Origin of the sequence: Coleofasciculus sp. G2-EDA-02, assembly GCF_040226375.1 — a bacterium.
Classification (GTDB): Bacteria; Cyanobacteriota; Cyanobacteriia; order Cyanobacteriales; family Coleofasciculaceae; genus Coleofasciculus.
Genome location: NZ_JAVKEW010000082.1, coordinates 1 through 24,341 on the forward strand (window position 1 = coordinate 1; position 24,341 = coordinate 24,341).

The window sequence follows — 24,341 nt, forward strand, 5'->3', positions numbered from 1 at the left end:
CCTCTGGAGTTATCTAAATTAGGCTCAATACTTGGTAGTTTTCTACGGGTGTTTGGTTTAAGTATTGCCGCAAGGATAGATAATTGTAAGGTGTGTCGCGGAACTAAGAATCCCCGCACTTATAGGGCGGGGAGTGTCAAAACAGTCTCAGCTTACGGGGTTAGGATGTATCCAGGATTAGAAAACTCAATTGCTGAGGCGTTGCTGAATGGACTGAATCACAGCAGCGTCTTTTTGTTTCTAATTTCACTTGAAGAGTTGTCTTTTTTGCCCAATCTGTCGGTGTGACAGTTTAACCTGTGGAACACCAGCGGCAAATAGTCTCTGGTCAGTTAACTACCATTTTATATAGATAGGATTAGAAAACTCAATTACTGCGGCGTTGCTGAATGGACTGAATCACAGCAGCGTCTTTTTTGTATAAAATACTTTTGTATAAAATACTACAGAATTCTAGCACAAAATTTGTATCTGTAGCAATCGGCAAATTGAAGGCGGCAAAAGAGCGCCCGTGATACTTGGCTATTCCCATACCCAAAAGGGTTTTTCTTTATCTAGTAAATTCCCTAACTACACTTATTTTTTCAACAAATTAAATTTTCAGGCAATGCTGCACTAGGGTAATACCGCGATCAGATTAACTCTGACAGGAGTATAAAAAAATTGAGACGGCAAAAAGACAGTGAAGCCTTTTCCGTCACAATTTGTTATAATTTTTGCCAGGACTAGAAAACTCAATTGGTAAGGCGTTGCTGAATTAACGGCTTAATTCAGTGGCGCTTTTTTTTATCTTAACTTTACCGAAGTTTTCGGGAGACTGTCTACAGAAATTGCCGGAATTTACTGAAATTTTAGGACAGATCTTACTTTTGTCAAGATTTTGAGATCAAAGCGCCTAGTCACACGAGAGAACTCGCTCCTTCTCCAAGTGGGGTTATTTTTAAGATAGTCGGCAATTGTGAAATTAAAGTGAAAACGCCGGAATTCAATCAGAACTCCCCCAGAGGCTGAAGGGTTTGAGCCAACGGCGGTGAATTGCCCAGTCGAGGGTAAAACGGGCGATCGCAAATTCGATTAGACTTTCGATGACCAAGATACCCCAAACCCAAAGGGTATCGGTAATATGTGGCTGTCCCTCTATTACCGCCAAACCCCGCACCAAGCCAAAGGCTAAAACCACTCCCGCTTTAAGTTGGGGATTTTGATCCTCCCGGATAGCATAGCGGTAGGTGACGCCAAACAAAAAGCCGGACAAAAACGCGATCGCGACTTTGATGAGTAGAGTAAAGTCAACCTGGAAATCCAGTAAGCTGAGGACAGGCGACTGGGTTGGTAGAAGCAGCAAATGCAACAGCGCGATCGCACAATAGGTTAAGCTTAGGGATAATCCCGCCAGGATAGCGGCTTTCAGGGATTCGATCCGTTCAGCGTTAGTGGGGTCAAAGGAAGAGTTCACGACTTTCTTTTCCTCAGGGTCAAAGACGGTTCAAATTGAATTATGATAAACCTTGGAGTCATTTCTTAATCATTACTCATAAAGCACGATGGATATTTTGACATTAGGCTGGGTCGCCACTCTGGTTCTGTTCACTTGGTCAATTGCAATGGTAGTCTGGGCTCGTAACGGGTTTTAGAGAGATTGTGGAAGGTTCTGTTTTTACCGTAGTATTTTTTGCGGCGGCTGGATTATTAGTCCTGGTGACTGGGGGTGTCGCTTATTTGACAGCCGCCGAATGGCGCGATCGCCGTCGCCGCGATCGGGATAGGAAACTCTAACCGAGTCAGTCAAAACAGGTTGAATACCCCTGTTTTCTCCTCTCCCGCCTGTTGCGCCGTCGGGACACGACACTGTCGTGTCCGGCTCACCCACTCCCAAGCTTTTGGCGGAAGATAGGACGATGATGAATCACATTAGATGTTGAAAGCTGCTAGGTTTAGCGGTATAAGGAAATAACTGTACCTTCTGAATGCGCTCACATCTTTAGATTATGGCTTCAACCTATTCATTTGATATTGTCAGTGATTTTGACCGACAAGAGTTGGTGAATGCCTTAGACCAAACCAATCGCGAAATTAGCAACCGTTATGACTTGAAAGACACGAAGACAACCCTTGACTTGAGTGATGAGGCAATTACCGTCAATACCGATAGCGAATTCACCCTAGATACCTTGCATAACATCCTGCTCACCAAAGCCACCAAGCGCAACCTCTCCCCGAAAATTTTTGACTACGGTAAAGTGGAATCGGCTAGTGGTAATCGAGTACGCCAAGAAATTAAACTGCAAAAAGGAATTAGCCAAGATCTTGGTAAAAAAATCGCCAAATTGATTCGGGATGAATTCAAAAAAGTACAAGCCTCGATTCAAGGCGATGTGGTTAGAGTATCGAGTAAATCTAAAGATGATTTACAACAGATTATCGAGCGATTGAAACAAGAAGATTTACCCGTGGCGCTGCAATTTACGAATTATCGATAGAATCCCCAAGCTGGCGTAAAGATGTACATCCCAACGATGTAGAGGCGGGTTTAGGAATTAAACCAGGAAACCCACCTCAAACCAAACAACGAAACCCGCCCTAATCCCAACCTAAATTTATCGATTAACCTCAAAAGGGATAACAAAACCCACCTGGATTTACAGGCGCGATCGCACCCCAAAGATGTACATCCCAACGATGTAGGGGCGGGTTTAGGGATTAAATCAGGAAACCCACCTCAAACCAAACACGAAACCCGCCCTAATCCCAACCTAAATTTATTGATTAACCTCAAAAGGGATAACAAAACCCACCTGGATTTACAGGCGCGATCGCACCCCAAAGATGTACATCCCAACGATGTAGGGGCGGGTTTAGGGATTAAATCAGGAAACCCACCTCAAACCAAACAACGAAACCCGCCCTAATCCCAACCCGACGAACCAAATCTAATCTATCATTGCGTCTGGATTATCATTAAAACTAATTAAATTCAAATGCTGCGGATTTTGAATCAAATAGTTAGCGACTAAATACCCCGCAATTGTCCAAGTTTGATAGAGCCGCGCCTCTCTACCAATGGTTTCACCCATTTCCCCATCATAATATTCGGGCCACTCATCATCAAGTAAGTATACTTCCGCCGTTTCAATAGCTTTTTCAGCTAACTCCACTCTCTGCGTTTTTATCGCCGCCGCTGTCAACGACCAAAGTAAAACGGGCCAACTTCCTCCATTATGATACGACCAGGGAATATTTTTCGGGTCGCATCCAGTCACCGTTTCCCAATCCCGACCCACAACCGCTGGATAACAGAGTTTCATTGGCATATTGCCAATCAACTTTGACCATTGTATTTCAATTAAATTCATAATACTTTGCGATTGCTCAGGAGTCGCCAAACCGGAAATAATAGCCAATAAATTACCCTGAGCAAAAAAACGAAAATCAATCCAACCGACGCCTAAATTCCCCGCTAAATATCCGCCTTTGCGGTTGAGCCAAGGTAGAACCCAATCAGGTACAGACGATTCGTAGATATTAAATTTATTTAACGCCGTTTCTCCAAACTCTTCGGTTTGGTAGCGATAGATTGCCCTCAAGCGTTTGGGGTCTAACCAATACCGCTCTCGAATATAATTGGTGAGCAACTCTAAACGGTGATCAATTTCCCGCTTTTGAATATAGCTTTCGTTTTGCAGGAGTTCATAACGCGCAGCATGTAAAGCCTGATGAAATAAAGCCTGAATTTCTAATGGATGTCCATAAACAGCCATACGACGGTCAATCATAAATGCCGCTTCGGGGACTAATAAAGTGGGAGTCATATCGAAGCGCTGGCTTAAGCAAATATCCAAAATTAACTGGATACCGCGTTGGAATTCCAGGCGATGGACAATACTTTCATCAGGTCGATTGGCTATCTGACACGCCTTTTCATAAGCCCGTAAGAGAATAATCCACCACAACCCCGAATCAACAGGCGTGACTCTACCAATTGCCCGTTGACCAAAATCTGGCTCAATGTTTTGAGTTGATGTAACTTCAAAACTAGCAGGCATCAAGCCTTCTCCCAAGCGAATCCCATCAATGAGAAGTTCTTTCCCTTGCCAGGTTTGCCTCACTTTGGCAAATAATCCTTCACCCTCTTTTGTCCCTAGTTTATCCGACTGCAAGCCTAGGGTGAATTCCAAGAAGTTGCGGACAATCTCCCGTTCCCCTTGCATGAGGAACGCCAGGCCCGATGGGAAAAAATCGCGGACAAAGCAGTGACCATAATTGAGTTGTTCTTCTTGGGGAGCAGGTTCCTTGGAGGCTACGGTGCCAACAGGCTTTTGCTGATAACTCATGATGGAGAGTTTCAGTCGTTCTTGTGCCGCTTTTACCATCTGGCGATTCATTCACCTGCTCCTATTTATGCTTCTACTTTTTTACCCAGACTCAGTTGCGCCAAAACGGGGTCTTAATCGTTATCGTTTACGGCTACTATATAGGACATTTTACTCTAGCTTTTGGCGACGTACTTTTGCAGAAAAGTACACCAATATAAATCACACTCTTGCTTGATAATTCTTGCTCCGAGAGTTTCACTCCTGCTGTTACTTAAAGCACAGAATAAAAGTGATTTAAATCACACATTAGGCAGAATCGCGATGTTTATCCTTTGAAAATGTAATACCCTATTCCGCTGAACGTGCTACAGATACGAGGTTAAAAGGTCTGCCCAAAAGTAAAGGATGTATGGCATTTTCAAAAGAAAGGGGTATGAGAACTTTTTAGCTAGCTGGAGTTGGCTTGTATGGATAGCATTTACCAAAAGATTGCCGTTGCTACTGTTTCTGCTTTGAGCCTAGTTGCCATTGAAACTAAGGCAGTAGTAGCGGCTACTGTCACCTATGATTTTACAGCAGTGATTACTCGTGATGTCACGGGGGGTTCTCTGTTGGGTCAAAAGTTTGAAGGTTTTTTCAGCTACGATGACTCGACGCTAACCGGAATAGGGCAAGAAAAGTTGGGTGGAGCTGCTGGAGACGTTAAGGGAGTCAAGGTTAGTTTGAATTTTTTAGGTGTCACCTATACAGAAGCCTTACAGAAGGGAGATTACCCAGTGGTAGATGTAAGATTCGTTGATGGTAAGGTAGACTCTTTCAAATATTTCTTCTTTGACAAGCAGGAAAACACCTGGTTTTTACTAGGTGGTAACCATAACACCAATGTTGCTCGCGGACCTGGTGTTGGTCAGGTATCCTACACGTTGCGTGAGGCGACTACACCCGTTCCTGAACCCCTAACCCTCTTAGGTTCAGTAGCAGCATTAGGATTTGGAGTATTGCTCAAGCAAGAACATTCCCGACAGGATAAAAAAAGTTAACGACTGACTTTACTTTCCAGGGGAAGCCGGAAAACTGCCAAATAGCCAAGGTAATTCTTTTTAAGTTAAGTAGAGGCAATTTATGAATTGCCCCTACAGGTACAATACCAATTCGCTAAATGTCTGCCCTATCGCTAGAACGTTGTCAACTTTCTGTTGATTCAATTATTTATAAACTACCCAGACCTGCTATCGCAGAGTTCTGGGTTTTCAGTAGCCCTGAAGTCATCAAACAAGTTAAGCTGAACGTATCTGGGAGTTCTGTTTAACTTGCACGATAACCCCGTGCCTCCAGGCTGGTTTATAGACAGCCCCACAAGTGCAATATTATTGGCTCCATTAAAGTCGGCATCCCCATGCCAACCACAATGACCACACCTGAAAGTCTTGCCACTGCGATAAGACTTTCCCTTTACAGGGTGAATGTGTAGGCAGTTGTGACACATTTGGGAGGTATAGGCAGGGGGGATTGGGGTAACTCGAATCCCAGCACCAAGAGCTTTGTACTCAATAAACATTCGCAGTTGATAAAATGCCCACGAATTTGAGCGTCGCCGCTCTGTCTTGTTTCTCGGCTGCTGGTTAGTTCTGTCCCTGATGCCTGTTAGGTCTTCTATGGCAATTGATGCACTCAATTCAACTGCCCGTTTGACCACTGACTTAGAAATATTGTGATTGAACCATTGCTGATAGCGCTTTTCCCTCCCCGACAGCCGTTTCAAGATTTCTCGACATCTACGCCGAGTCGTCCTCGTGCCTTTCGGAGCTTTCTTCTGGAGAGACGCTCTAACTCTGGAAAACTTGTCTGTGATTGCACCGATACCAGTACCGTCCCACTTCTCGCCCTCAGATGTTACCGCAATGTCGCGGCGTCCTAGGTCGATGCCCAATACTTTACTGGTATCTTTTGGGTCAGGGGCGTCATCCTTAATCTGAATATGCAGGTAGAACTGACCGTCACGGTGCTTGCACAGTTGAGCTGAGGTAGGGTTCCTTCCTTTGAGTTTTCCTCTTTGGTAGTTGCCTACCTTCAACTTAATCCGTTCTCTACCGTGAATGGTGGCAAGGCTTACCGTCGAGTCTTGTTCTCTGAACCGAAACAAGTCCTTATCACAGTCGATGCTACTTGGGACAAACCCTTTAACAGGCTTGCCTTTTTGTTTAGCCACCTTTCGGTTAGCCGCTACTCTTGCACAAGCTCGGACTGCCATGTTTGCCACCAAATTAAATTCGCTTTTGATGGTTTGATAAGTCAGAGATTGGATAGCAATTTTGTTGGTCAGCTTTGGGTCTGTGTGTGTGTTCACATAGTTGCAAGCATCCGCAAACGCCTGAAGGGTTGCCTCTAATTTGGCAACTTGTTCAGGAGAGGGTTGAAGCTTTACAACTATCGTGAGAACTTGTTTCATGACTATCATTATACCACCCACCCAGCGGGAAATAATTGGAAATACGAAAGGACATTGAGTCCTCGTATTTCCTGCTCTCCCCCTACCGCTTACCTCCACTTCGTGAAGGTTGAAGCAAGATTCCCCTCGCAATCCCGGTGGCAAACTGAAAGCGAAACAGTATCTGTCCTCATCCCTACATACTCGACATGACCTCCCGCGCGGCTGCCAACGTGCGGTCAATATCCTCATCCGTATGCGCCAAGGAGGTAAATCCTGCCTCAAACTGGGACGGTGCAAGATAAATTCCCCGTTCTAACATGCCCCGATGGAAGCGGCTGAACTTGGCTAAATCCGATTTTTTGGCATCCTCGTAGTTATGCACAGAACCCACGGTGAAGAACATGCCAAACATGGCACTAATTTGTCCACCGCAAGCAGGATGACCCGTTTCTTTGGCGATTTCTAATAACCCGTTGGACAATTTTTTGGTGATTTTGTCAAGCTGTTCGTAAGTTCCGGGCTTTTGTAGTAACTCCAGGGTTTTAATGCCAGCCGTCATCGCCAGGGGATTACCAGAAAGGGTGCCAGCTTGGTACATTGGACCTGCGGGTGCAACCATGGACATGATATCTTGACGTCCACCATAAGCACCCACGGGTAAACCCCCACCAATGACTTTACCTAATGTAGTTAAATCAGGAGTGACGCCAAATTTTTCTTGAGCGCCGCCGTAGGCAATACGGAAACCCGTCATCACTTCATCAAACACCAAAAGCGCACCGTGTTCCTGAGTGAGCAGGCGTAAGCCTTCCAGGAATCCGGCATCCGGGGGAACGAAGCCAGAGTTACCAACCACAGGTTCGAGAATGACTCCGGCAATACTATCAGGATTGGCTTCAAAGAGAGATTTGACCGATTCCAAATCGTTATAAATGGCAGTCAAGGTATTGGCTGTCGCCGATTTAGGGACACCGGGAGAATCGGGTAAGCCCAGAGTAGCAACCCCAGAACCCGCTTGCACGAGGAGCATGTCAGCGTGACCATGGTAACAGCCAGAGAATTTGATGATTTTATCTCTACCAGTAAAGGCACGCATCAGACGAATGACTGCCATACAGGCTTCTGTACCGGAATTGACAAACCGCACCATTTCGATACTGGGAACGGCTTCAATTACCATGGAAGCTAGGACGTTTTCTAGCACGGAAGGAGCACCGAAGCTTGTGCCTTTTTCCAGGGCGTCGTGCAGGGCACCAATGACCTCTGGGTGGGCATGACCGCAAATTGCAGGTCCCCAAGTGCCAACATAGTCAATGTACTGATTGCCATCGACATCCCAAATGTAGGCGCCCTTAACGCGGTCAAATACAATGGGTTGTCCGCCGACAGACTTAAATGCCCGAACGGGTGAACTAACACCCCCCGGCATCATGTTCTGGGCAGCTTGGAAAATTTCTTCTGATTTCGTGGTTTTCCAGGACGAGGTAGTAACCAAAACTGTCTCCTGTTATTCGATGCTTATCTCTATCAGGATAAAGTTTAGCGGGGATTCGGGAAATAGGGGCGGGGAAGTGGGGGAGCAATGTAGAGACGTGCCATGGCGCGTCTGCAAGAATGTAGAGACGTGCCATGGCGCGTCTGGAAGCAGGGGGAGAGCCAAAAATTCTAAATTTTCCTGACATTATCACTGTGTAATGTTAATGATAGTATTGATGTGACGTAAATTAAGTCAAAGGTTGAGGAGAAATCATGAATAAGAATAATCTGCTTCGCAATATTCTCATCGGTACGGGTGTGGCTGCGGTTGGTGGTATTGGCACGAAACTCGCGGTTGATTATTTACGCAACCGAGATCAAGAAGAAGTGGTTGATGAAAGTCAAGAAGAAGCAGAACCTACTTCGGCACAAGAGGTAGCTTATGCGACAGTCGCCACGGATTCGGTACAAAGTTTCCTTGATGCTAGCTTTGGTGATGCAGGTCGTTATACCCCCACTCGTCCACCTAAAGTTTTCGAGTATCAGGGACAACAATATATGGTGATTTGGGCTTACGATAATCAGAAAGATAAAAACCAAATGTTGGCATTTGCTTATACCGATGAAGGGAGAAAAATGATTGCTAGTGTAGGGTATACGGCAGACAATACGGATTATAATGTTAACCTGGGAAATACCCCCTTCTGTGTTGATGTAAATGGAGAACAAATTACATCAGGACAAGGTGAAACCTCTGGCGCTGGAGAGGTGGACTTTGTTTTAGCCTAAGCTGAATTGAATTAGGTTTAGCATTACCCTTTGTGGTAGGATAAGGTGGTTTAGATAGCCACCTTATTTTAATTTGTCGTTATCCGAAAAACCGAATGACCAACGATTTGCAACCCACCCTGAATGTACAAGCTGCCATTGAACAGCGTCGTGCGGCGCGTTCTTTTCGTGCAGATGCGATTCCAGAGGCTATTCTAACAGAAATCTTTCGTTTAGGCGTGCGATCGCCCTCGGGTTACAATCTGCAACCTTGGCGGTTTGTGGTGGTGCGGGAATCGGCTAATCGGGAAAAACTCAAAGCTTGCGCCTTCAATCAGCGTCAGGTGGGAGAAGCTCCCGTGGTGCTAATTTGTTGTGGCGATCGCCGCATCAACCAAAAGGAGTATATTGAGTCCGTGATTCAACTGGGACAAGCCACAGGTGCAGCCAATGACGCCTATGCTGATATGATGCGATCGGCGATTCCTCAGTTATTTGAAAATAAACCTTCGTTTGACTCCCTAGAAGCCTGGACAAATCGCCATACTATGTTAGCTGTGGCGCATTTAATGATTGTGGCAAAAAGTTTTGGCGTCGATACCTGTCCCATGGAAGGATTTGCCACCGCGCAAGTGAAGGAAGCGTTTAATATTCCGGCGGATGTGGATGTTTGCTGTTTGTTGGCGATGGGATATGCGGCTGAACCGTTTAAACAATACGGGGGACGTTTTGATATTGATCAGGTTTTTTATCAGGAAACTTTTGGCGAGTCATAAGCTAAGGAAGACAGGAGCAAGGGAGATAAAAAGATAAAGAAAATGGTGATAATCTATCCGTCTTTTCTTTCATATTTCCCAATCCCCAATTTTCTAACGAATTTATGGACTGGTAGCAAGTTGGCGGATTTCCATCACTATTTTTTTTAACAAAAAGGAGAACAACAACGATGACTCGTGTGTTTCAATTCATTTTCGGGTTAGTTTTTGCTGTATGTCTGGGAATGCATCCCGCGATCGCGGTAGAACGTCCCTTCGATTTGACGGGAACAGGCACATTAGAGGTAATGACTGATGATAACGGACAGTTGACCCATGGCGTCCTTAATGCTTCGGGTACAGCAACCCACTTAGGAAAATGGACTCAAACGGGAAAGGTGACCTTCACGCCGGATCAGAGTAACCCCGATATCATCCTAGCGAGTGGAGATACCAAGTTCATCGGAGCGAATGGTGATGAACTCCAGGCTGAAATCAAGGATAGTGAATTAGACACCACGACGGGAATCGCTACGGGGACATTTCTGTTTGTCGGTGGGACTGGACGTTTCGATCAAGCGCAAGGTAGCGCCGACTTTACGGTGACCCAGGATCTCAATTCAGGAACGTTTGACGTGGTGGCTCAAGGTCGCATCGATTATTAACGGTTCAGACTACCCATAAGTCTCTATGACGTGGGGAAATGATATTGTAGAGACATTGCCTGTAATGTCTCTACTCTCACAGGGGAAACTTATGCTGACTGAACTACAAACGCGCAAACTGACTAAATTTTTCAGTATGCACGATGCTAAATTTGATGGCGCTTTAGCTTATCAAGATTTTGAAAATATTATAAAAAAATTGGCTGCGTTAAGGCACTGGGGTTCGCGCTCTCCTAGGTATCAGCTTTTACTGAATAATTGTAATCGTAACTGGGAAGAATTGAAACGAGATGCCGATACAACCCACAACAAAAAAGTGAGCTTGGAAGAATGGTTGGTCTATTATGATATCATTTTGAGTGATGAGAAAAAATACCTGCACAATATCCATTTTTTCATGGAATTGGTTTTTGAGGTGTTTGATGGAGATGAGGATGGGAAAATGAGCCAAGCGGAGTGGGCAGGGCTTTTAAGTGTTTACAATGTGTCGCCTGTTTACGCTCCACTAGTATTTCCTAAATTAGATACCAATCAGGATGGTTTTTTAAGTAAAGAGGAAGTCTTGCAACTGATTCGTGACTTTTTCTACAGCGACAATCCGGAAGCGCTAGCTAACGAAATGTTTGGACCTTATTGATTTAGAGGTCTGAAATCCAAATGCTAGTCTAAACTCCAGTATGAATCAGTTTGGAGATAAATCGCCGACTTCGGTAAACTTTATTATATTTACTGTTAAGGACTATGCAGACTAGCCAAAAACTTTCCCTTCCCACCATGGGCTGTGGAACTTGGGCGTGGGGAAACCGACTACTCTGGGGATACGACGAAAGCATGGACGATGAGTTGCAAGCTGTTTTTAATCTGTGTGTGAGCAACGGCGTCACCTTATTTGATACCGGTGATTCTTATGGAACAGGCAGACTGAATGGACGCAGTGAGCAACTTTTGGGACGATTCTCTAGGGAGTATTCTGGTATCAACCAAGAGAATATTTGTATTGCCACCAAGCTAGCCGCCTATCCCTGGCGATTGACACGCGGCTCAATGGTATCAGCCTGTCAAGCCTCTGGGCGACGATTGGGACGAAATGTCGATTTGGCACAGATGCATTGGTCTACTGCCAATTATGCACCGTGGCAGGAAGAACGGCTTTTGGATGGTTTGGCTGATCTCTACGAAAAGGGACTGGTTAAGGGAGTTGGACTCTCTAATTATGGACCACTACGACTTAAAGAAATTTATCCCAAGTTTAAAAAGCGAGATGTTCCGATTGCTACGCTACAAGTTCAGTATTCACTTTTATCTACCTATCCCGTCACCGAATTGGGTATCAAAGATGTTTGTGATCAACTAGGAATTCAACTCATTGCCTATAGTCCTCTTGCTTTAGGACTGTTGACGGGAAAGTATTCAGAGAAAGGTTCCTTTCCTAAAGGGTTACGCCGTTTGTTATTTAAGCAGTTATTACCAGGAATCCAGCCGCTTTTGGCATGTTTACGAGAAATAGCGTCCTCCAGAGAGAAAACTATGGCGCAAGTGGCGATTAATTGGTGTATTTGTAAAGGCACAATTCCGATCCCTGGCGCTAAAACGATGAAACAGGCACAGGAGAATATTGGTGCGCTGGGATGGCAGTTGAGTTTGGGCGAGATTACTGAATTGGATCAAGTGGCGGCAAGTTTAGATAAGGCGATGGTTCAAAATATCTTTCAAACCCGATAACTTCTATTGGTGATTGGGGAAGAGGGTAAATTTTGACCGTTAGAATGCAACTGGGTATCAATTCGCGCGATCGCACCGTAGGGGCGCACCGACGATGTGCGCCCCGATTAAGGGAGGGATGTTATTTTATCATTGCCCTATACACTACTCGACTTCTAGAGTCAAACTTGGCATTAGCCGCTGTAAGTTTTTTAATGACTTACCTTGCCACGGAATATTCTGAGAGCCTTGCACTATCATTTTAATCGTCTTTTTCTGTCGAACTTTAATCGCAAATTTCGACAACATACTAATTCCCGAACTGTTGAGAAATTGCAGATCTCGTAAGTTTAGCGTCAGGATAGAGGGCTGACTCTCTATGGCTTGATCGAGTAAATCGATAATCGGCGCATATTCTTCAGAGCCACTTAGCCGCAGGGAACCTTTCCAATAAACGGTCGATTTTTCTGTATCATAAAACACACTATACGTGTCGCTTTTAACTTCCATTTTTCCCATCCTTGACAAAATTATGGCTTTCTTAAAAACTTAGCAAATCAATAAAATTAGTTATAGACTTTTCGGGAAATTAAAATTGACCTTCTGTTTGCCAATGGCTTCAAAGAAATTATCGCAGATGTTAATGGTGTGATTCAAAACAACGAACCGTCAGCTCTAAAATATAGGGCATTTTAATCTTATTCTTTAACTTTTAACTTTTTAAATCGATCTTTATTTTCTCTATTATGGACAAAGGAATACTATACCATCAATCGCACCATTGTGGTGACGGTAGTAACAGGTGGTGTCTTTGCCAGGGTTTCAAACTTCCAGCCGATGGTTGCCATGTAGTCATTGATCATGGTTAAAAATCCTAAGCGAGAAGCCGTGTTGGTTTCGTCTGCCGCATTTTGTTCTAACTGATGAATATACAACTCTTGGGGGTCTGATGTCGTCAATTGCTGGAGATACGCCTGAAAATCACCCAGGATTTGGGGAGGAACCGTATTTTTTGTTAAGAAGACTAAGCTGTTGCTATACAGGTGTAGGGCAATGCTAATGGGTTGCGGTGAGGTATCATCGTTAAACTTCATGGCGTTCTCTAACAGCTCATTGGCAATGTAACTCACGGCACTCTTAATTTCCAATTGTTGAGCTGTAACATTTGTATCCTCTTGGTTGGTCGGAAAAAATGTTACCACATAGTCAGCCATGAAATCGGCGGATAATCCATTATTCCGCCAGCGGTGCTTTAACGGAATCGAACTGGGTGAAAATTGGATAACCAGGTATTCCTCACTGGGAGGTAGCTGCTCATTGAAATCTCCAAAGATCTGAGTCATATCGCGTTTGTCGGTAGTCTGTTTGAGGAGTGCCAAAGAAAACAATAATAACTTGTCAAAGTCAGCCGTAACCTTTTTCCCAGTTCCCTATTCCCTAACTATCCTGTTTAATTGGTGCGATGCCGGAGCGATCGCGCAGTAAAGATGGTTTGGGTTTAATCACTAATAGCGTTATATCATCATAAACCTTTTGTGACCCAATATGTCGCCGCACATCCTCAATGACGGCTTGGCGAATTTCACAGGCTGACTGTCGCCAATTGTCACTGAGAATCTGACACAGGCGTTCGATCCCATATTGTACACCTTGGGGATTTTCGGCTTCGGGAATTCCATCGGTGTAGAGAACCACCACATCTGTTGGATTTAACTGGATTTCCGCATCGGCGACAAAATCGCTAATATCGGCGACTAAACCCACGGGAAAGCCTAAATCCATGGTATCAATCCGCTCAATTCTACCACCAGAACGCACGACTATCATCTCTTCATGTTGTCCACTCAAGCGCAGTTTATCTTGGTGATAGTCTAGGAGAGAGAGGGTGAGATTTTTCTCAGATTTCATTCGCTGGATGTTATGATAAATTGTCCGATTGAGGACACTTAAAAATTGCTTATAATCCGTTTTCGCTCCTTCCAACAAGGTTCTCACGGCGGTTTGTACCATAATCATTAAGACGCCACTTTCTAACCCATGTCCCGTGACATCACCAATGCCAATTGTCACATGACCATTGTTTTGTATAACATCATAATAGTCACCACCGACTTCAGTTGCGGGTTCCATAAAGCCAGCGATTTCTAATTCAGCAATCTGGTTCAGTTCCTCCTCTTTAGGTAACATCATCTGTTGCAGGCGACGTGTCACTTCAACCTCAGCACTCAACCGCAGATTTTCTGCTTTCAAGCGACTATTGAGCAGGGTAATTTCCTGATTCGCTTGAGCCAATTGAGCTGTGCGTTCTTCCACTCTAGTTTCTAATTCTTCATTCACTTTTTGGAGTTCTTTTTGACTCCGGCGCAATGCGATAGTCCCTCGTTGTACCGCTTTTTTCAGTCGCACTGGCTCACTGACTAATATGTAAACTAACACCCCAGCTAATAGTGCTGATAATCCGCCCCCTATCCACAACCATTTGGAAATGGGTGCCGTTGATGACCATCTGTTAGCGGGAATCGCCGCTAATTGCCATGATCCGTTAGGCAACGTTACCTCTAAACGGACAGGATTTTGTTGAAAAATATTCCCATCGCCGAAAAATAATTCTCCCGTTTCACCCAATCCATCTTTGCCACGAATTGCATACTGGAGTTGAGTGGACGGATTGAGTAATCCGGCTTCTTTAAATAGAGTATTTTGGTCAAAACCAATACCCACTAGACCCCAATAGCGACCACTTTGGGGTGGTTTATTTAGGGGGGTGATAAATATGGGAGTTCGACTAATAAATCCCCAATTCCCTTTGGGTTCTAACTTTAACGGACCGGCAAAAACGGTTTGTCGATTTTGAATGGCTCTGTCAATGGCTTCTCGTTCTTCAGGAATATTCATCGGGTTAAACCCAATCGCGGCTTCATTGCCTGCTAATGGATAGATATGACTGACGATGTTATCTTTATATAGGGCTAAGAATTCAATTCCCTGTTGCTCTTCGATCAGGACGCTGGAGAGACGCTCAAATTCGTTTTGGGTAATGTCCGGGTTAATCGTGGATACATAAGCGATTAGCCCCCGTGTGAGAAAAAGTCGCTGGTTTAAGGCGGCTTCTAAGCGGGCTCTAGCTGCACTCAGTTGATTGAGGACATCCGAACGTTGTTGTTCCGAAAACCGTTGGCGTTCGGCTCGTTCAAAGCTCCAAACTACGGTTAGCAGAATGACTACCGTTAATGAGGCGGCAAAATAAGGGAAAACACGATTTTTTAGGGGAGAACGGATTGCAAGCCATCGGTTATTTGTCATTGGTTAGGGAACTGCTTAACAGGGAACAGGTAATAGGCAATAAATAGGTATTAGCCTGTTAGGGGAGGCAGAGCCTCCGGAATAGCATTCCCAGGCGGAGCCTGGGAACGAGGGGACGAGGAAAACTATCTCACTCAGTCGGGGCGGGTTTAGTTTCATCTGGGTAAGGTAAGAAATGATAATAGTGAAACCCGCCCTACATGAAAAATTTTCTTTGTTTAATGACAAGTAAGGTGATATCATCGTAGAGTTGTTGTGCTTCAATGTGCTGCCGTAGGTCATCAATAACGGCTTGCCGAATTTCGACAGCAGATCGTTGCCAATTCTGACTAAGAATCTGACACAGGCGTTCAATCCCATATTGTACACCTTGGGCATTTTCTGCTTCGGGAATCCCATCGGTGTAGAAGACAACAGTATCTCCAGGATTTAACTGGACTTGAATATGTGCCACGAAATCAGCAATATCAGCATCTAAACCAATGGGAAATCCTAAATCAATGGTATCAATTCGCTCTATATGACCTCCAATCCGCACGACAATCATCTCTTCATGTTGTCCGCTCAAATTGAGGATGCCTTTTTCATAATCCACCAAAGCTAGAGTCAGGTTTTTGTCGGAGTTCATCCGCTGGATGTTTTGATAAATCGTGCGATTAAGTATATCTAAAAATTGCTTAGGGTCAGTTTGGTTACTTTCCAATAGTGTTCGGACGGCGGTTTGTACCATTAAGCTTAATACCCCGCTTTCTAAGCCATGTCCGGTTACATCACCGATACTAATTTTGACGCGATCGCGATACGGTAAGATATCGTAATAATCTCCGCCCACTTCCGCCGCCGGTTCCATAAAACCAGAAATCTCTAAGTCAGTAATTTGATTCAATTCTGCCTCTTTAGGAAGCAGCATCTGTTGCAGGCGACGGGTAATCTCAAGTTCAGCACTCAATCGCAGATTTTCTGCCTTGAGACGTTCATTAAGCGTGGTAATTTCCTGATTTGCCCGAAACAAATCGGCTTGGGCTTGTTTGCGTTCGGAGATGTCGCGAAATGTACCGGTATAAAAACAATATTGACCCGATTTCGCTTCGACAACTGTTGCTTCTAGGGGAAAGCGAGAACCATCTACCCGACACCCAATAATCTCATGTCTGCCAACTTTTAATAACCGTTCCATTCCTATATCTGTATCATCGGCTACGGGTGTTGACCAATCCAATAGCTGATGAATATCCATACTGATGAATTCGTTGATGGAATACCCAAAGATCTCTTTCGCACTCGGATTAGCGGTAACAATTTTGAGTTCAGGTTTGGTGAAGGTAATAATCGCATCCATTGCCGTTCTCACAATGGCATCAGTGCGCGTTAAAGCCTCTTCTAACGCATCCATTACCTGGTTATAGCGCTGGGCAATTTGACCGACTTGGGTAAAGGGTTCAACCGGAACTCGTAAGCTTAAATCTTGGGTCTGGGCTTGGGCTTCCATTACCTGAAACAGGTCATAAATTTCAGTTTTGGCGCGATGTTCGGACAAATTTAAACCAATCTGTTCCGCCTCAACACTCACCCGCATTGGCAAAAAACGATTAGTGATGAATAATAGGAGATAAGTTATGCTAAATGCCCAAATCCCACAAGTCACAATTCCAAGCACCTGCACACCAAGTTGAAGCACTGGATTCAAACCCGTATTCACTAATTCGGGTTGACCAAACAACGCCACCGCTAATGTTCCCCAAATCCCTCCACCCAGATGCACGGGTATAGCATCTACCGCATCATCAATCCGCCACCGTTCCAAGCAATTCGACATCCAGATAGCAATAACGCCCCCAACCGCCCCAATAATCACGGATGCGGGAGAGGTGACGACATGACAAGAGGCGGTAATCGAGACTAATCCCGCTAAGGAACCATTGATGAGGGATTCGACTTCGGGAAGTTGACACTGATACCAACTAACCATTCCGGCTGCCATCATTCCCGCAGTACCCGCTAGCACAGTATGCACGATAATGCTAGGAACTTGATCATTTAAGCTCAATGTGCTGCCCCCATTGAACCCCAACCAGCCAATCCACAATAGCATGGCACCTAAAACCGAAAGGGGTAAATTAGAACCGTGGATTTTTCGTGGGGGTAGATGAGCCGGAAATCGCCCGGTGCGTGAGCCGATAATCATCAGACTGGCAAGGGATACCCAGCCCCCCAAACTGTGAACGACTGTAGAACCGGCAAAATCGACAAAGCCTAACCCTTCTAACCAACCGACTGATTGAGCTAAATCAATCCCATTCCACGCCCAATGTCCAAACAGGGGATAAATCAGACCGGAAACCAAACCCGTTAAGATTAGGTAAGCTCTAAACTGCATCCGTTCTGCCACCGCCCCTGAGACAATGGTGGTGGCTGTGCTGCAAAACATGGCTTGGAATAAAAAGAACGCCGCCAGCCGGGGTGTGGCTTCAACGTGAACGAAGAAATGAGTTGAGCCAATCCACCCCAAAACTGAAGTGCCAAACATAAAGGCATATCCGAACGCCCAAAATAAGGCGATAGATATGCCCAAGTCAGCTAAGTTTTTGATGGCAACATTGATACTATTTTTCGAGCGAGTCAGCCCTGACTCCAGGCACATAAACCCCGGTTGCATCAGGAATACCAAGGCAGAACAGACGAGGAGCCACAGAATATCAATCACTTATATCTGCCCCTTGTTTTTGGCATATAAATATATATCATCCTTACAGATATGCCAGGTCTAATTCCAGAACCTTGAGGATAGGTACAGCTATTTTCTGGGCGCAAGGATGGTGCCCCTACCATCCCTCTTGTTGCTGGATAATCCCGGCTAGGGCTTGTTGTTTAGTCTGTTCATTCTCAATGGTAGAGGCTATCATTCTGGCTTGGGATAAGGTTTCTAGGGCTTTGGGCTGATTATCTGCGATCGCGTAGTGTTGAGCCAGTTGCCGCAGTAGGCTGGTTTTATAGGTTGCATCCGTTAATCCATTCGCCACTTGTTCGACAAAATCATACCGTTTCTGGTTTAATGCTACATCAATCGTTTCCCAAAGTTGAGTTTGCCATTGTAGAGGCTGCTCAATTTTCTTAGCCACTTCCAGCGCTGCCGTTACGGTTTTTCTGGCAGCTAAACTATCACCGACATTAGCAGACTTAAGGGCAAGTTGAATTAAAATTGTCGCTTTGGTTTCAGGATTGGTAATCCCTTGGGCAATATCTGTGGCAAAATCATAGCGCCAGGTTTCATCCTGATAAATCTGATTCAAATCATTTAAATTTGCCAGGGGTGCGGCTGTATTTACGAGTAATTCATCCCGCTGTTGCTCGTCCCGAATGGTATTCGCAACCGTCAAAGCTTGGCTGAGTTGCTCGGAGGCGATTGATAGATTACCTTGTGCCGCAGATGTTTGAGCCAAAGTTAAGAACATGCGGGTTTTATCTAGTTGATTCGGAATCTTTTCAATCATCTTGAACACCAGGTTCTGAGATTTATCCTGAACCAAGACTGTGGCTAAATTGGTCAACTGATTGGACTGTTCATACTCGGAACTCAACCCCTGAATCATCTCTAAGGTTTGACGAGTTAACGGATCAACATCTTCTCCCAGGTTTAGATAAATTCCAATTTTGGAGATCATTAATGAAATTTTTTCAGCATCGCTTTCCAATGTCCCAATGGCAGAACTTGCCCTATTTAAAAGTTCAACTCCTTTGGCTTTATTTCCCCACTGAATCAATTGATTTGCCATTTTCATTAACAGGGATAGTTTTTCATATTTCTGTTCGACTGTTTCCACTAAGGGTAAAGTTTTCTCGATGATCTCAAGTCCGGGTTGAGGATTTCCTAATTCGGCATAAGCTGTGGCAATGGCTAAGGATTCTTGGATGATGTCACGATTACTGGTTAGGCTGGGTACCTCTGCGAGTGCGATCGCGAGAATATCGGCGGCTTGCTCTGGATTCCCTAGTTCTCTATACCTTGCCGCAATCTGGCGCAAGGCTTGACTTTTTGTCCAAACGGGTATATCAAAAGCATATTGAGTTTCAAAATTTTGCACCGATTGTGTGGCTAATTCCAGAGTTTCACGGGCAGCTTGCTTTTGTTCTAAGGCGATATAATCATCGGCAATAGGGATGAGAAGACTAGCATTCGGTTCCGTCCAAAATAGACTCCGTTCTGGAACCACAGAAATCGATTCAATCGTTTTGGCAAGAGAAAGCGCTTGATTGAGGAAGGAAACCGCTTGATTTTTTTGACCCATCCTTGTCCCATGACCAGCAATCGTTTGTAACGTTTTTACCTGATCTTCCTGATTCGTTAGGGTTAGGGCAACCTCCTGAGCAAAGTCATATTGCCCAGCTTCTAGTGCTTGCTGAATAATCGAGTCAAATAGCTCAACTTTAGGATCTTTATATTCGGCGAGGGGTAATAAGATCCGATCCGGAATTGGTTTAGCATATTTAAACGCCTCCCTATATTGTCCCTGACTCAGATAAGCATTCGCCAGCAAAAACCGATTGTATGCGGTTTGGTAATCCTTTGCCCCTGTCAGATTATTCAGAATTGTATTAACTTGGTTTTGCTGTCCGGTTGCGATAAAATCTTTAAGCCAATCAAATAACAAGAATTCCTCAGTTTTTTTACTCAGTTCAAAGGCTTGGGAAACGATTGACGCCGCTTTTTTATGCTGTCCCACGGCTACCAGCGCTTGGGCTAAATTTCTTAAGGTTGTGACTTTTAGGGAGAGATTAGTAATGATTTGACCACTTTCTAAAGCAATATCATAGCGTCCGGAACGCCAAGCCGCCTCAGCTAGCGATCGCGCGATGCCATCTTGATTGTCACTATTAGGTATTCCCTGAACAAATCCTAACGCTGATTCGTATTGATGGCGCTGGACATAAGCCGCTAAAATAGCAGATTGAGCCAGGTATTGCTGATAGCTATCGGCTTCCAGAGTTTGGCTAAGAGAAATTGCCTGTGCAAATTGTCCTTGACGGGCATATCCGGTTATAATTTCTACCAATGCTCGATATTTAGCCGCATCAAGTTCTAAGTTCTGAGCATAGTCCAACGCTTGTGAGTAGTTTTGCTCATTGATATAGGCTTGAGTCAGCAACACCTCACCTTGCATCCTGACAGAATAGCCTTGATTATCCGGTAGTAGTTCATCATAGCTAATTGTTGAGAGTCGTGCGATCGCGTCTGGGTAAGCGCCAATTTTGCTATACTCGGCGATAATCTTGACTAAAAGAGGGTTGCGGATAGTTTGTTCTTCTAAAGTTTGCGCCAGTTCAAAGGCTTGTGATAAGAGTTGGGTAGCCTGAGCCGGCTGATTTACCTTAGCTGAAGCACGAGCGTTTTCAATCAACTCCCAAACCTGATCAACTTTAAGGGTTGAGTTTTGAGTGAGAGCGTAGAGGTGATTCTGGTTTATCCTCTTATCTGGCGATGGATTAGCGAAAGCCATTTCCAACGCCGTTACGCTACCCAAACAACCGACTATTATCAGCACAATCCATCGTTTCATAACCTTATAACTCCTTAACCGCAGACTGCTCCAGATATAAATTTTGTCGTTGTACTGAAGTTGACTGGGAATCCGGCAAATTTGTGTCTGGATAGGAAGGGTAGATTTTACATCCCATGTACACAGCTAACCAATCATCAAATACCGAAAATTAGGAAAAAACACTATGCTTACCCAAATACGCCGTCTGTTGAATCGGTTTTTTAGAAGATCAAGGACAATCAACGATGAACCTCTGAACAAGGTAAGTTTGATTGTCATTATTTTGATTGATATTTTTATTTTAGTCAATGTTTTTACCGGACTGAATGATATTAGCCAATGGTATATTAGCCCTTCCTCGGCTTATCCCTGTTATTCTGAGTGGAAAAATTACCAAACCCAAACAACTTCAGATAAAGATTATGAGATTATCCAGTCCTCAGTGAGAACGGCAAGAAACTATCAATCTAATTTTCAGCAAACCTATCAACAAGCAGCGGTTGGACATCTAGGCGCAGTGTCTCAAACCTGCTTAGAGTACGGCAGTTACAAAGATAAACTCAATAATCCAGAAAATCAGCAAATCATAGCGGCTATTGATCAGAAACAAGAACAAATAAGTCAGATTGAACAAACAAATCGCAGTATTCGTGAGCAATATGACTCAACTTTATTGGAAAAAATAGCAGGTCAGTCTCGTGATCAGTCCATTAATAGAGTGGGTGCAGAGCAAGCCAAACAGCAACTTGAACAAAATAACCGCAATATTGCTAGGCTTAAACAGGAAATTGCTCAGCTTAAAAATCAACTGACGGCAAAACCTGAAAGTTTAGCTTTCATTAACTTTATTAAAAATAACGGGACATTTCAATCCCTTGAAAACGCCTACCAGCGGGCATCCTTTTGGTATCCGAGCATCCAATTCAGCTTTCAAGCGCTTTTCCTGTTGCCACTAATTTTCCTTTCCTTATCAGTTTATAATTTTGCTCAACGAAAAGGATATGGACTTATTGCCCTAATTAGCTGGCATTTGTCAGTCGTCTTTTTTGTGCCACTCATCTTTAAGATATTTGAGTTTCTGCAATTTGGTGCAATCGTTCAATTTCTCGTTGATATCATTAGTAACCTTTTAGGCGGACTGGTTTTTCTGATCAGTTATGCTTATATCTTACTAATTCCTCTGATTGGGTTTGGCATTATCAAGTTTTTCCAAAAAATTGTCTTTAATCCCAAAGTACAAGCAGCTAGGCGAGTTCAAAAATCACGATGTATCCGGTGTGCTAATAAAATTCCGACCCATGATGCTTACTGTCCCCACTGTGGTTTTTATCAATACATTGAATGTCATAATTGTCACAGTATGACTTATAAGTATTTACCCTATTGTAAACAATGTGGACAGTCTCAAGATTCCAGTTAATAGTAGATTCGTCGTTACGCTGTCTTCGTCATAAGCACTCGCGATCGCGTACAATCCAGATAGACACAACTCCCTTTATTTTACCAGGAAGTCCCAATGGTACAGACTTCATCTAGATTCATCACTCTGGAAGAATTTCTGAAGCAACCAGAAACCAAACCAGCCAGTGAATATATTAATGGGCAAATCATTCAGAAGCCAATGCCACAGGGTAAGCACAGTACGATTCAAACGGAGTTTTCCACGACTGTCAATGTACTTCTTAAACCTCGACGGGTTGCACGAGCATTTTCAGAGCTACGTTGTACATTTGGTGGGCGCTCAATCATTCCCGATGTATCTGTAATTACTTGGGAGAGAATTCCCCGTGACGCGAATGGTGAAATTGCCAATACCTTTCTCATTGCTCCTGACTGGACAATTGAGATTTTATCACCTGACCAAAGTCAGACTAAAGTAACCAAAAATATATTACATTGTCTCAATCATGGAACTCAAATGGGTTGGTTAATTGACCCAGATGAGCAAACGGTATTTGTTTATCTTCCCCAACAGAAACTAGAGGTATTTGATCAACCTGATCAAAAACTTCCCGTTCCCACTTTTGCCAATGATCTAAATCTAAGTGTGGTGTCTGTATTTGGCTGGTTATCCGAGTAAGCTGTTATGCATTTAAATTGGGTATGAGTAGCGAGCAAGATGCTCAATGTAGCGAGCAAGATGCTCGCACTACGGCAAGGATTTCGCCATGAGTAACATTAAGGTTTAAATGCCGAACGGCTTAAGCATTTAGGTATCACCGAAACCCTTGATCTACCGTAGGGTGGGCATTGCCCACCAGACTCATCTGAGCGTACCATTTAAGCTAAGTTAATATACCGGACACAAGCCAGTGCGATCGCGTCTCAGATGCTGGAACTTGTCCAATCGCACTGTAGCACGAACTTGCAGCGTTTCCCCTTCAGAGAGGTTGATTGACAAAAGAGACATAATAAAGTTATGATCTGATGATAACTGTCTCTACAGAATATTAAAGACAGGTATATTTTGAGCCAAGAAGATAGGGACTACGGACTTGAAACGTTACTTGACCTAGATGGGGAAATCTTCCCCATGGAAAACGGCTATTGGACGAAATTTGAAGCTCGGAAGGTGGCTCCAAATGAGCATATCCCCCATGGCATCAAATATAGTTTGACTTTACATAACAGTAGAAATGAAAGAATTATCGGATACGATAATGCACATGGAATAAAGCGTAAAGGGAATAAATACACGGCTAATCGAACTGTCTGGGATCACAAACACAAACGAAATGTTGTAGAAGCTTATTAGTTTGAAAGTGCTGGTCAGCTCTTAGAAGATTTTTGGACTGATGTGAAGCGCATTATTATTCCAAAATAAGAGGTAATTTTCATGGAAAATAAGGTTATGAAAATAGGGATTATCTCTAGAGAATATTACATCAAAAGAACTATAGCGATTGCCAAAGGAGAATATAAGCCCCAAAAAGATGAACCGAAAGTGTGGTTTGAATCGATGAAGTCGCTAGCCCAAGTCTTGAGTAATGAAAATCAAGACTTGCTGAGAATAATCATTAACCACGAGCCACGTTCTATTTCAGAGCTTGAAGAGCTAACCCATCGGAAGAAGTCTAACCTGTCTAGAACACTAAAAACTTTAGAAAGATATGGAATAGTTGAGCTAGTGAAAGATAAAGGCAAAGTTATTCCCAAGGTTAAAGCTACAGATTTCCAAGTTGAGTTCAGCCTTGAGAATAACCTTTCTCATCTTGCTGATTCTGCAATGGTTTAGTTCGCTCATCGTTTTAGGTTAGGAAAACGACAGGAAACTTAACCTCTACTTTATCTGTAGCTCTCTTGCGATCGCGCCACAGTCGTTAGCATTTTAACCAGACGTTTACAGCGTACTGCTATGATGCTTTGTAGAGGACTATCTACAGTTAGGAAAG

25 protein-coding genes are annotated in these 24,341 nt (G+C 44.0%); 15 read left to right on the forward strand and 10 right to left on the reverse strand.

From position 1 onward, the window contains the following. On the forward strand, nt 1-288 hold a 288-nt coding region (locus tag RLO19_RS08315; protein WP_446355469.1), incomplete at its 5' end, for a hypothetical protein. A 79-nt stretch (nt 289-367) separates the two neighbouring features. Here RLO19_RS08315 and RLO19_RS08320 read toward each other — a convergent pair. Both RLO19_RS08320 and RLO19_RS08325 read right to left on the reverse strand, forming a co-directional pair. After that, nucleotides 368-532 carry a hypothetical protein gene (locus tag RLO19_RS08320; RefSeq protein ID WP_446355471.1) on the reverse strand — a complete coding sequence of 55 codons (165 nt, stop codon included), beginning with the start codon at nt 530-532 and terminating at the stop codon, nt 368-370. A 453-nt stretch (nt 533-985) separates the two neighbouring features. Further along, nucleotides 986-1,456 carry a hypothetical protein gene (locus tag RLO19_RS08325; protein WP_446355473.1) on the reverse strand — a complete coding sequence of 157 codons (471 nt, stop codon included), beginning with the start codon at nt 1,454-1,456 and terminating at the stop codon, nt 986-988. 88 nt (nt 1,457-1,544) lie between these two features. Here RLO19_RS08325 and petN point away from each other — a divergent pair, with 88 nt between their 5' ends. From petN to RLO19_RS08345, 4 genes are all read left to right on the forward strand, one after another. Continuing rightward, nucleotides 1,545-1,634: a cytochrome b6-f complex subunit PetN gene (gene petN, locus RLO19_RS08330; protein ID WP_446335024.1), complete on the forward strand. Its 90-nt coding sequence runs from the start codon at nt 1,545-1,547 to the stop codon at nt 1,632-1,634. Between the two features lie 7 nt (nt 1,635-1,641). After that, nucleotides 1,642-1,776, forward strand: coding sequence for a hypothetical protein (locus RLO19_RS08335; protein WP_446335025.1), 135 nt, complete (start codon nt 1,642-1,644; stop codon nt 1,774-1,776). A 212-nt stretch (nt 1,777-1,988) separates the two neighbouring features. Continuing rightward, a complete protein-coding gene (locus RLO19_RS08340; RefSeq protein ID WP_446355475.1) occupies nt 1,989-2,480 on the forward strand; it encodes a YajQ family cyclic di-GMP-binding protein in 492 nt (163 codons plus the stop codon). A 282-nt stretch (nt 2,481-2,762) separates the two neighbouring features. After that, nucleotides 2,763-2,909, forward strand: coding sequence for a hypothetical protein (locus tag RLO19_RS08345; protein WP_446355476.1), 147 nt, complete (start codon nt 2,763-2,765; stop codon nt 2,907-2,909). Between the two features lie 21 nt (nt 2,910-2,930). Here RLO19_RS08345 and RLO19_RS08350 read toward each other — a convergent pair whose 3' ends face one another. Then, nucleotides 2,931-4,382 carry a glycoside hydrolase 100 family protein gene (locus RLO19_RS08350; protein ID WP_446355478.1) on the reverse strand — a complete coding sequence of 484 codons (1,452 nt, stop codon included), beginning with the start codon at nt 4,380-4,382 and terminating at the stop codon, nt 2,931-2,933. 398 nt (nt 4,383-4,780) lie between these two features. Here RLO19_RS08350 and RLO19_RS08355 point away from each other — a divergent pair, with 398 nt between their 5' ends. Beyond that, the gene (locus tag RLO19_RS08355) at nt 4,781-5,353 is read left to right on the forward strand and encodes a PEP-CTERM sorting domain-containing protein (RefSeq protein ID WP_446355480.1); all 573 of its coding nucleotides are present in this window, start codon (nt 4,781-4,783) and stop codon (nt 5,351-5,353) included. A 176-nt stretch (nt 5,354-5,529) separates the two neighbouring features. On the opposite strand, the gene RLO19_RS08360 is transcribed toward RLO19_RS08355, so the two are convergent. Both RLO19_RS08360 and hemL read right to left on the reverse strand, forming a co-directional pair. Beyond that, nucleotides 5,530-6,762 carry an RNA-guided endonuclease InsQ/TnpB family protein gene (locus tag RLO19_RS08360; protein ID WP_446355482.1) on the reverse strand — a complete coding sequence of 411 codons (1,233 nt, stop codon included), beginning with the start codon at nt 6,760-6,762 and terminating at the stop codon, nt 5,530-5,532. A 175-nt stretch (nt 6,763-6,937) separates the two neighbouring features. Further along, nucleotides 6,938-8,176, reverse strand: coding sequence for a glutamate-1-semialdehyde 2,1-aminomutase (hemL, locus tag RLO19_RS08365; RefSeq protein WP_446355551.1), 1,239 nt, complete (start codon nt 8,174-8,176; stop codon nt 6,938-6,940). Nucleotides 8,177-8,493: 317 nt separating this feature from the next. Here hemL and RLO19_RS08370 point away from each other — a divergent pair, with 317 nt between their 5' ends. The 5 genes from RLO19_RS08370 (at nt 8,494) to RLO19_RS08390 (ending at nt 12,130) form a co-directional block, all read left to right on the forward strand. Continuing rightward, nucleotides 8,494-9,009 carry a hypothetical protein gene (locus RLO19_RS08370; RefSeq protein WP_446355484.1) on the forward strand — a complete coding sequence of 172 codons (516 nt, stop codon included), beginning with the start codon at nt 8,494-8,496 and terminating at the stop codon, nt 9,007-9,009. A gap of 95 nt (nt 9,010-9,104) precedes the next feature. Beyond that, a complete protein-coding gene (locus tag RLO19_RS08375) occupies nt 9,105-9,764 on the forward strand; it encodes a nitroreductase family protein (RefSeq protein WP_446355486.1) in 660 nt (219 codons plus the stop codon). A gap of 170 nt (nt 9,765-9,934) precedes the next feature. After that, a complete protein-coding gene (locus RLO19_RS08380) occupies nt 9,935-10,408 on the forward strand; it encodes a hypothetical protein (RefSeq protein WP_446355487.1) in 474 nt (157 codons plus the stop codon). 91 nt (nt 10,409-10,499) lie between these two features. After that, the gene (locus RLO19_RS08385; RefSeq protein WP_446355489.1) at nt 10,500-11,045 is read left to right on the forward strand and encodes an EF-hand domain-containing protein; all 546 of its coding nucleotides are present in this window, start codon (nt 10,500-10,502) and stop codon (nt 11,043-11,045) included. Nucleotides 11,046-11,149: 104 nt separating this feature from the next. Next, nucleotides 11,150-12,130: an aldo/keto reductase gene (locus tag RLO19_RS08390; RefSeq protein ID WP_446355490.1), complete on the forward strand. Its 981-nt coding sequence runs from the start codon at nt 11,150-11,152 to the stop codon at nt 12,128-12,130. 144 nt (nt 12,131-12,274) lie between these two features. Here RLO19_RS08390 and RLO19_RS08395 read toward each other — a convergent pair whose 3' ends face one another. The 5 genes from RLO19_RS08395 to RLO19_RS08415 all read right to left on the reverse strand — a co-directional run bounded on the left by RLO19_RS08395 (nt 12,275) and on the right by RLO19_RS08415 (nt 20,967). Then, nucleotides 12,275-12,619, reverse strand: coding sequence for a slr1659 superfamily regulator (locus RLO19_RS08395; RefSeq protein WP_446355492.1), 345 nt, complete (start codon nt 12,617-12,619; stop codon nt 12,275-12,277). 251 nt (nt 12,620-12,870) lie between these two features. Further along, on the reverse strand, nt 12,871-13,452 hold the full coding sequence (locus tag RLO19_RS08400) for a slr1658 superfamily regulator (protein ID WP_446355494.1): 582 nt from the start codon (nt 13,450-13,452) through the stop codon (nt 12,871-12,873). Between the two features lie 94 nt (nt 13,453-13,546). After that, a complete protein-coding gene (locus tag RLO19_RS08405; protein WP_446355496.1) occupies nt 13,547-15,412 on the reverse strand; it encodes a SpoIIE family protein phosphatase in 1,866 nt (621 codons plus the stop codon). Between the two features lie 196 nt (nt 15,413-15,608). After that, nucleotides 15,609-18,116, reverse strand: a complete 2,508-nt coding sequence (amt, locus tag RLO19_RS08410) for an ammonium transporter (protein ID WP_446355498.1) — start codon at nt 18,114-18,116, stop codon at nt 15,609-15,611. 118 nt (nt 18,117-18,234) lie between these two features. After that, a complete protein-coding gene (locus tag RLO19_RS08415; RefSeq protein ID WP_446355500.1) occupies nt 18,235-20,967 on the reverse strand; it encodes a tetratricopeptide repeat protein in 2,733 nt (910 codons plus the stop codon). A 166-nt stretch (nt 20,968-21,133) separates the two neighbouring features. Between RLO19_RS08415 and RLO19_RS08420 the strand changes: the two genes are divergently transcribed. The 4 genes from RLO19_RS08420 to RLO19_RS08435 all read left to right on the forward strand — a co-directional run bounded on the left by RLO19_RS08420 (nt 21,134) and on the right by RLO19_RS08435 (nt 24,184). Continuing rightward, nucleotides 21,134-22,369, forward strand: coding sequence for a hypothetical protein (locus RLO19_RS08420; protein ID WP_446355502.1), 1,236 nt, complete (start codon nt 21,134-21,136; stop codon nt 22,367-22,369). Between the two features lie 96 nt (nt 22,370-22,465). After that, nucleotides 22,466-23,029, forward strand: coding sequence for a Uma2 family endonuclease (locus RLO19_RS08425; protein WP_446355504.1), 564 nt, complete (start codon nt 22,466-22,468; stop codon nt 23,027-23,029). Between the two features lie 387 nt (nt 23,030-23,416). Next, nucleotides 23,417-23,704, forward strand: a complete 288-nt coding sequence (locus tag RLO19_RS08430; RefSeq protein ID WP_446355506.1) for a toxin-antitoxin system TumE family protein — start codon at nt 23,417-23,419, stop codon at nt 23,702-23,704. Nucleotides 23,705-23,785: 81 nt separating this feature from the next. Next, entirely contained in the window at nt 23,786-24,184 is a 399-nt protein-coding gene (locus RLO19_RS08435; RefSeq protein ID WP_446355508.1) for an HVO_A0114 family putative DNA-binding protein, read from the forward strand. Nucleotides 24,185-24,341 lie beyond the last annotated feature (157 nt).

Bases quoted from the DNA above. Each gene is read 5' to 3' on its own strand.
- RLO19_RS08320 (WP_446355471.1), bottom strand. From the start codon at position 532: ATGGGAATAGCCAAGTATCACGGGCGCTCTTTTGCCGCCTTCAATTTG.
- RLO19_RS08435 (WP_446355508.1), top strand. From the start codon at position 23,786: ATGGAAAATAAGGTTATGAAAATAGGGATTATCTCTAGAGAATATTAC.
- petN (WP_446335024.1), top strand. From the start codon at position 1,545: ATGGATATTTTGACATTAGGCTGGGTCGCCACTCTGGTTCTGTTCACT.
- RLO19_RS08385 (WP_446355489.1), top strand. From the start codon at position 10,500: ATGCTGACTGAACTACAAACGCGCAAACTGACTAAATTTTTCAGTATG.
- RLO19_RS08425 (WP_446355504.1), top strand. From the start codon at position 22,466: ATGGTACAGACTTCATCTAGATTCATCACTCTGGAAGAATTTCTGAAG.
- RLO19_RS08400 (WP_446355494.1), bottom strand. From the start codon at position 13,452: ATGACTCAGATCTTTGGAGATTTCAATGAGCAGCTACCTCCCAGTGAG.
- RLO19_RS08390 (WP_446355490.1), top strand. From the start codon at position 11,150: ATGCAGACTAGCCAAAAACTTTCCCTTCCCACCATGGGCTGTGGAACT.
- RLO19_RS08405 (WP_446355496.1), bottom strand. From the start codon at position 15,412: ATGACAAATAACCGATGGCTTGCAATCCGTTCTCCCCTAAAAAATCGT.
- RLO19_RS08415 (WP_446355500.1), bottom strand. From the start codon at position 20,967: ATGAAACGATGGATTGTGCTGATAATAGTCGGTTGTTTGGGTAGCGTA.
- RLO19_RS08395 (WP_446355492.1), bottom strand. From the start codon at position 12,619: ATGGAAGTTAAAAGCGACACGTATAGTGTGTTTTATGATACAGAAAAA.
- RLO19_RS08355 (WP_446355480.1), top strand. From the start codon at position 4,781: ATGGATAGCATTTACCAAAAGATTGCCGTTGCTACTGTTTCTGCTTTG.
- RLO19_RS08380 (WP_446355487.1), top strand. From the start codon at position 9,935: ATGACTCGTGTGTTTCAATTCATTTTCGGGTTAGTTTTTGCTGTATGT.
- RLO19_RS08350 (WP_446355478.1), bottom strand. From the start codon at position 4,382: ATGAATCGCCAGATGGTAAAAGCGGCACAAGAACGACTGAAACTCTCC.
- RLO19_RS08340 (WP_446355475.1), top strand. From the start codon at position 1,989: ATGGCTTCAACCTATTCATTTGATATTGTCAGTGATTTTGACCGACAA.
- RLO19_RS08370 (WP_446355484.1), top strand. From the start codon at position 8,494: ATGAATAAGAATAATCTGCTTCGCAATATTCTCATCGGTACGGGTGTG.
- RLO19_RS08420 (WP_446355502.1), top strand. From the start codon at position 21,134: ATGCTTACCCAAATACGCCGTCTGTTGAATCGGTTTTTTAGAAGATCA.
- RLO19_RS08375 (WP_446355486.1), top strand. From the start codon at position 9,105: ATGACCAACGATTTGCAACCCACCCTGAATGTACAAGCTGCCATTGAA.
- hemL (WP_446355551.1), bottom strand. From the start codon at position 8,176: ATGATGCCGGGGGGTGTTAGTTCACCCGTTCGGGCATTTAAGTCTGTC.
- RLO19_RS08360 (WP_446355482.1), bottom strand. From the start codon at position 6,762: ATGAAACAAGTTCTCACGATAGTTGTAAAGCTTCAACCCTCTCCTGAA.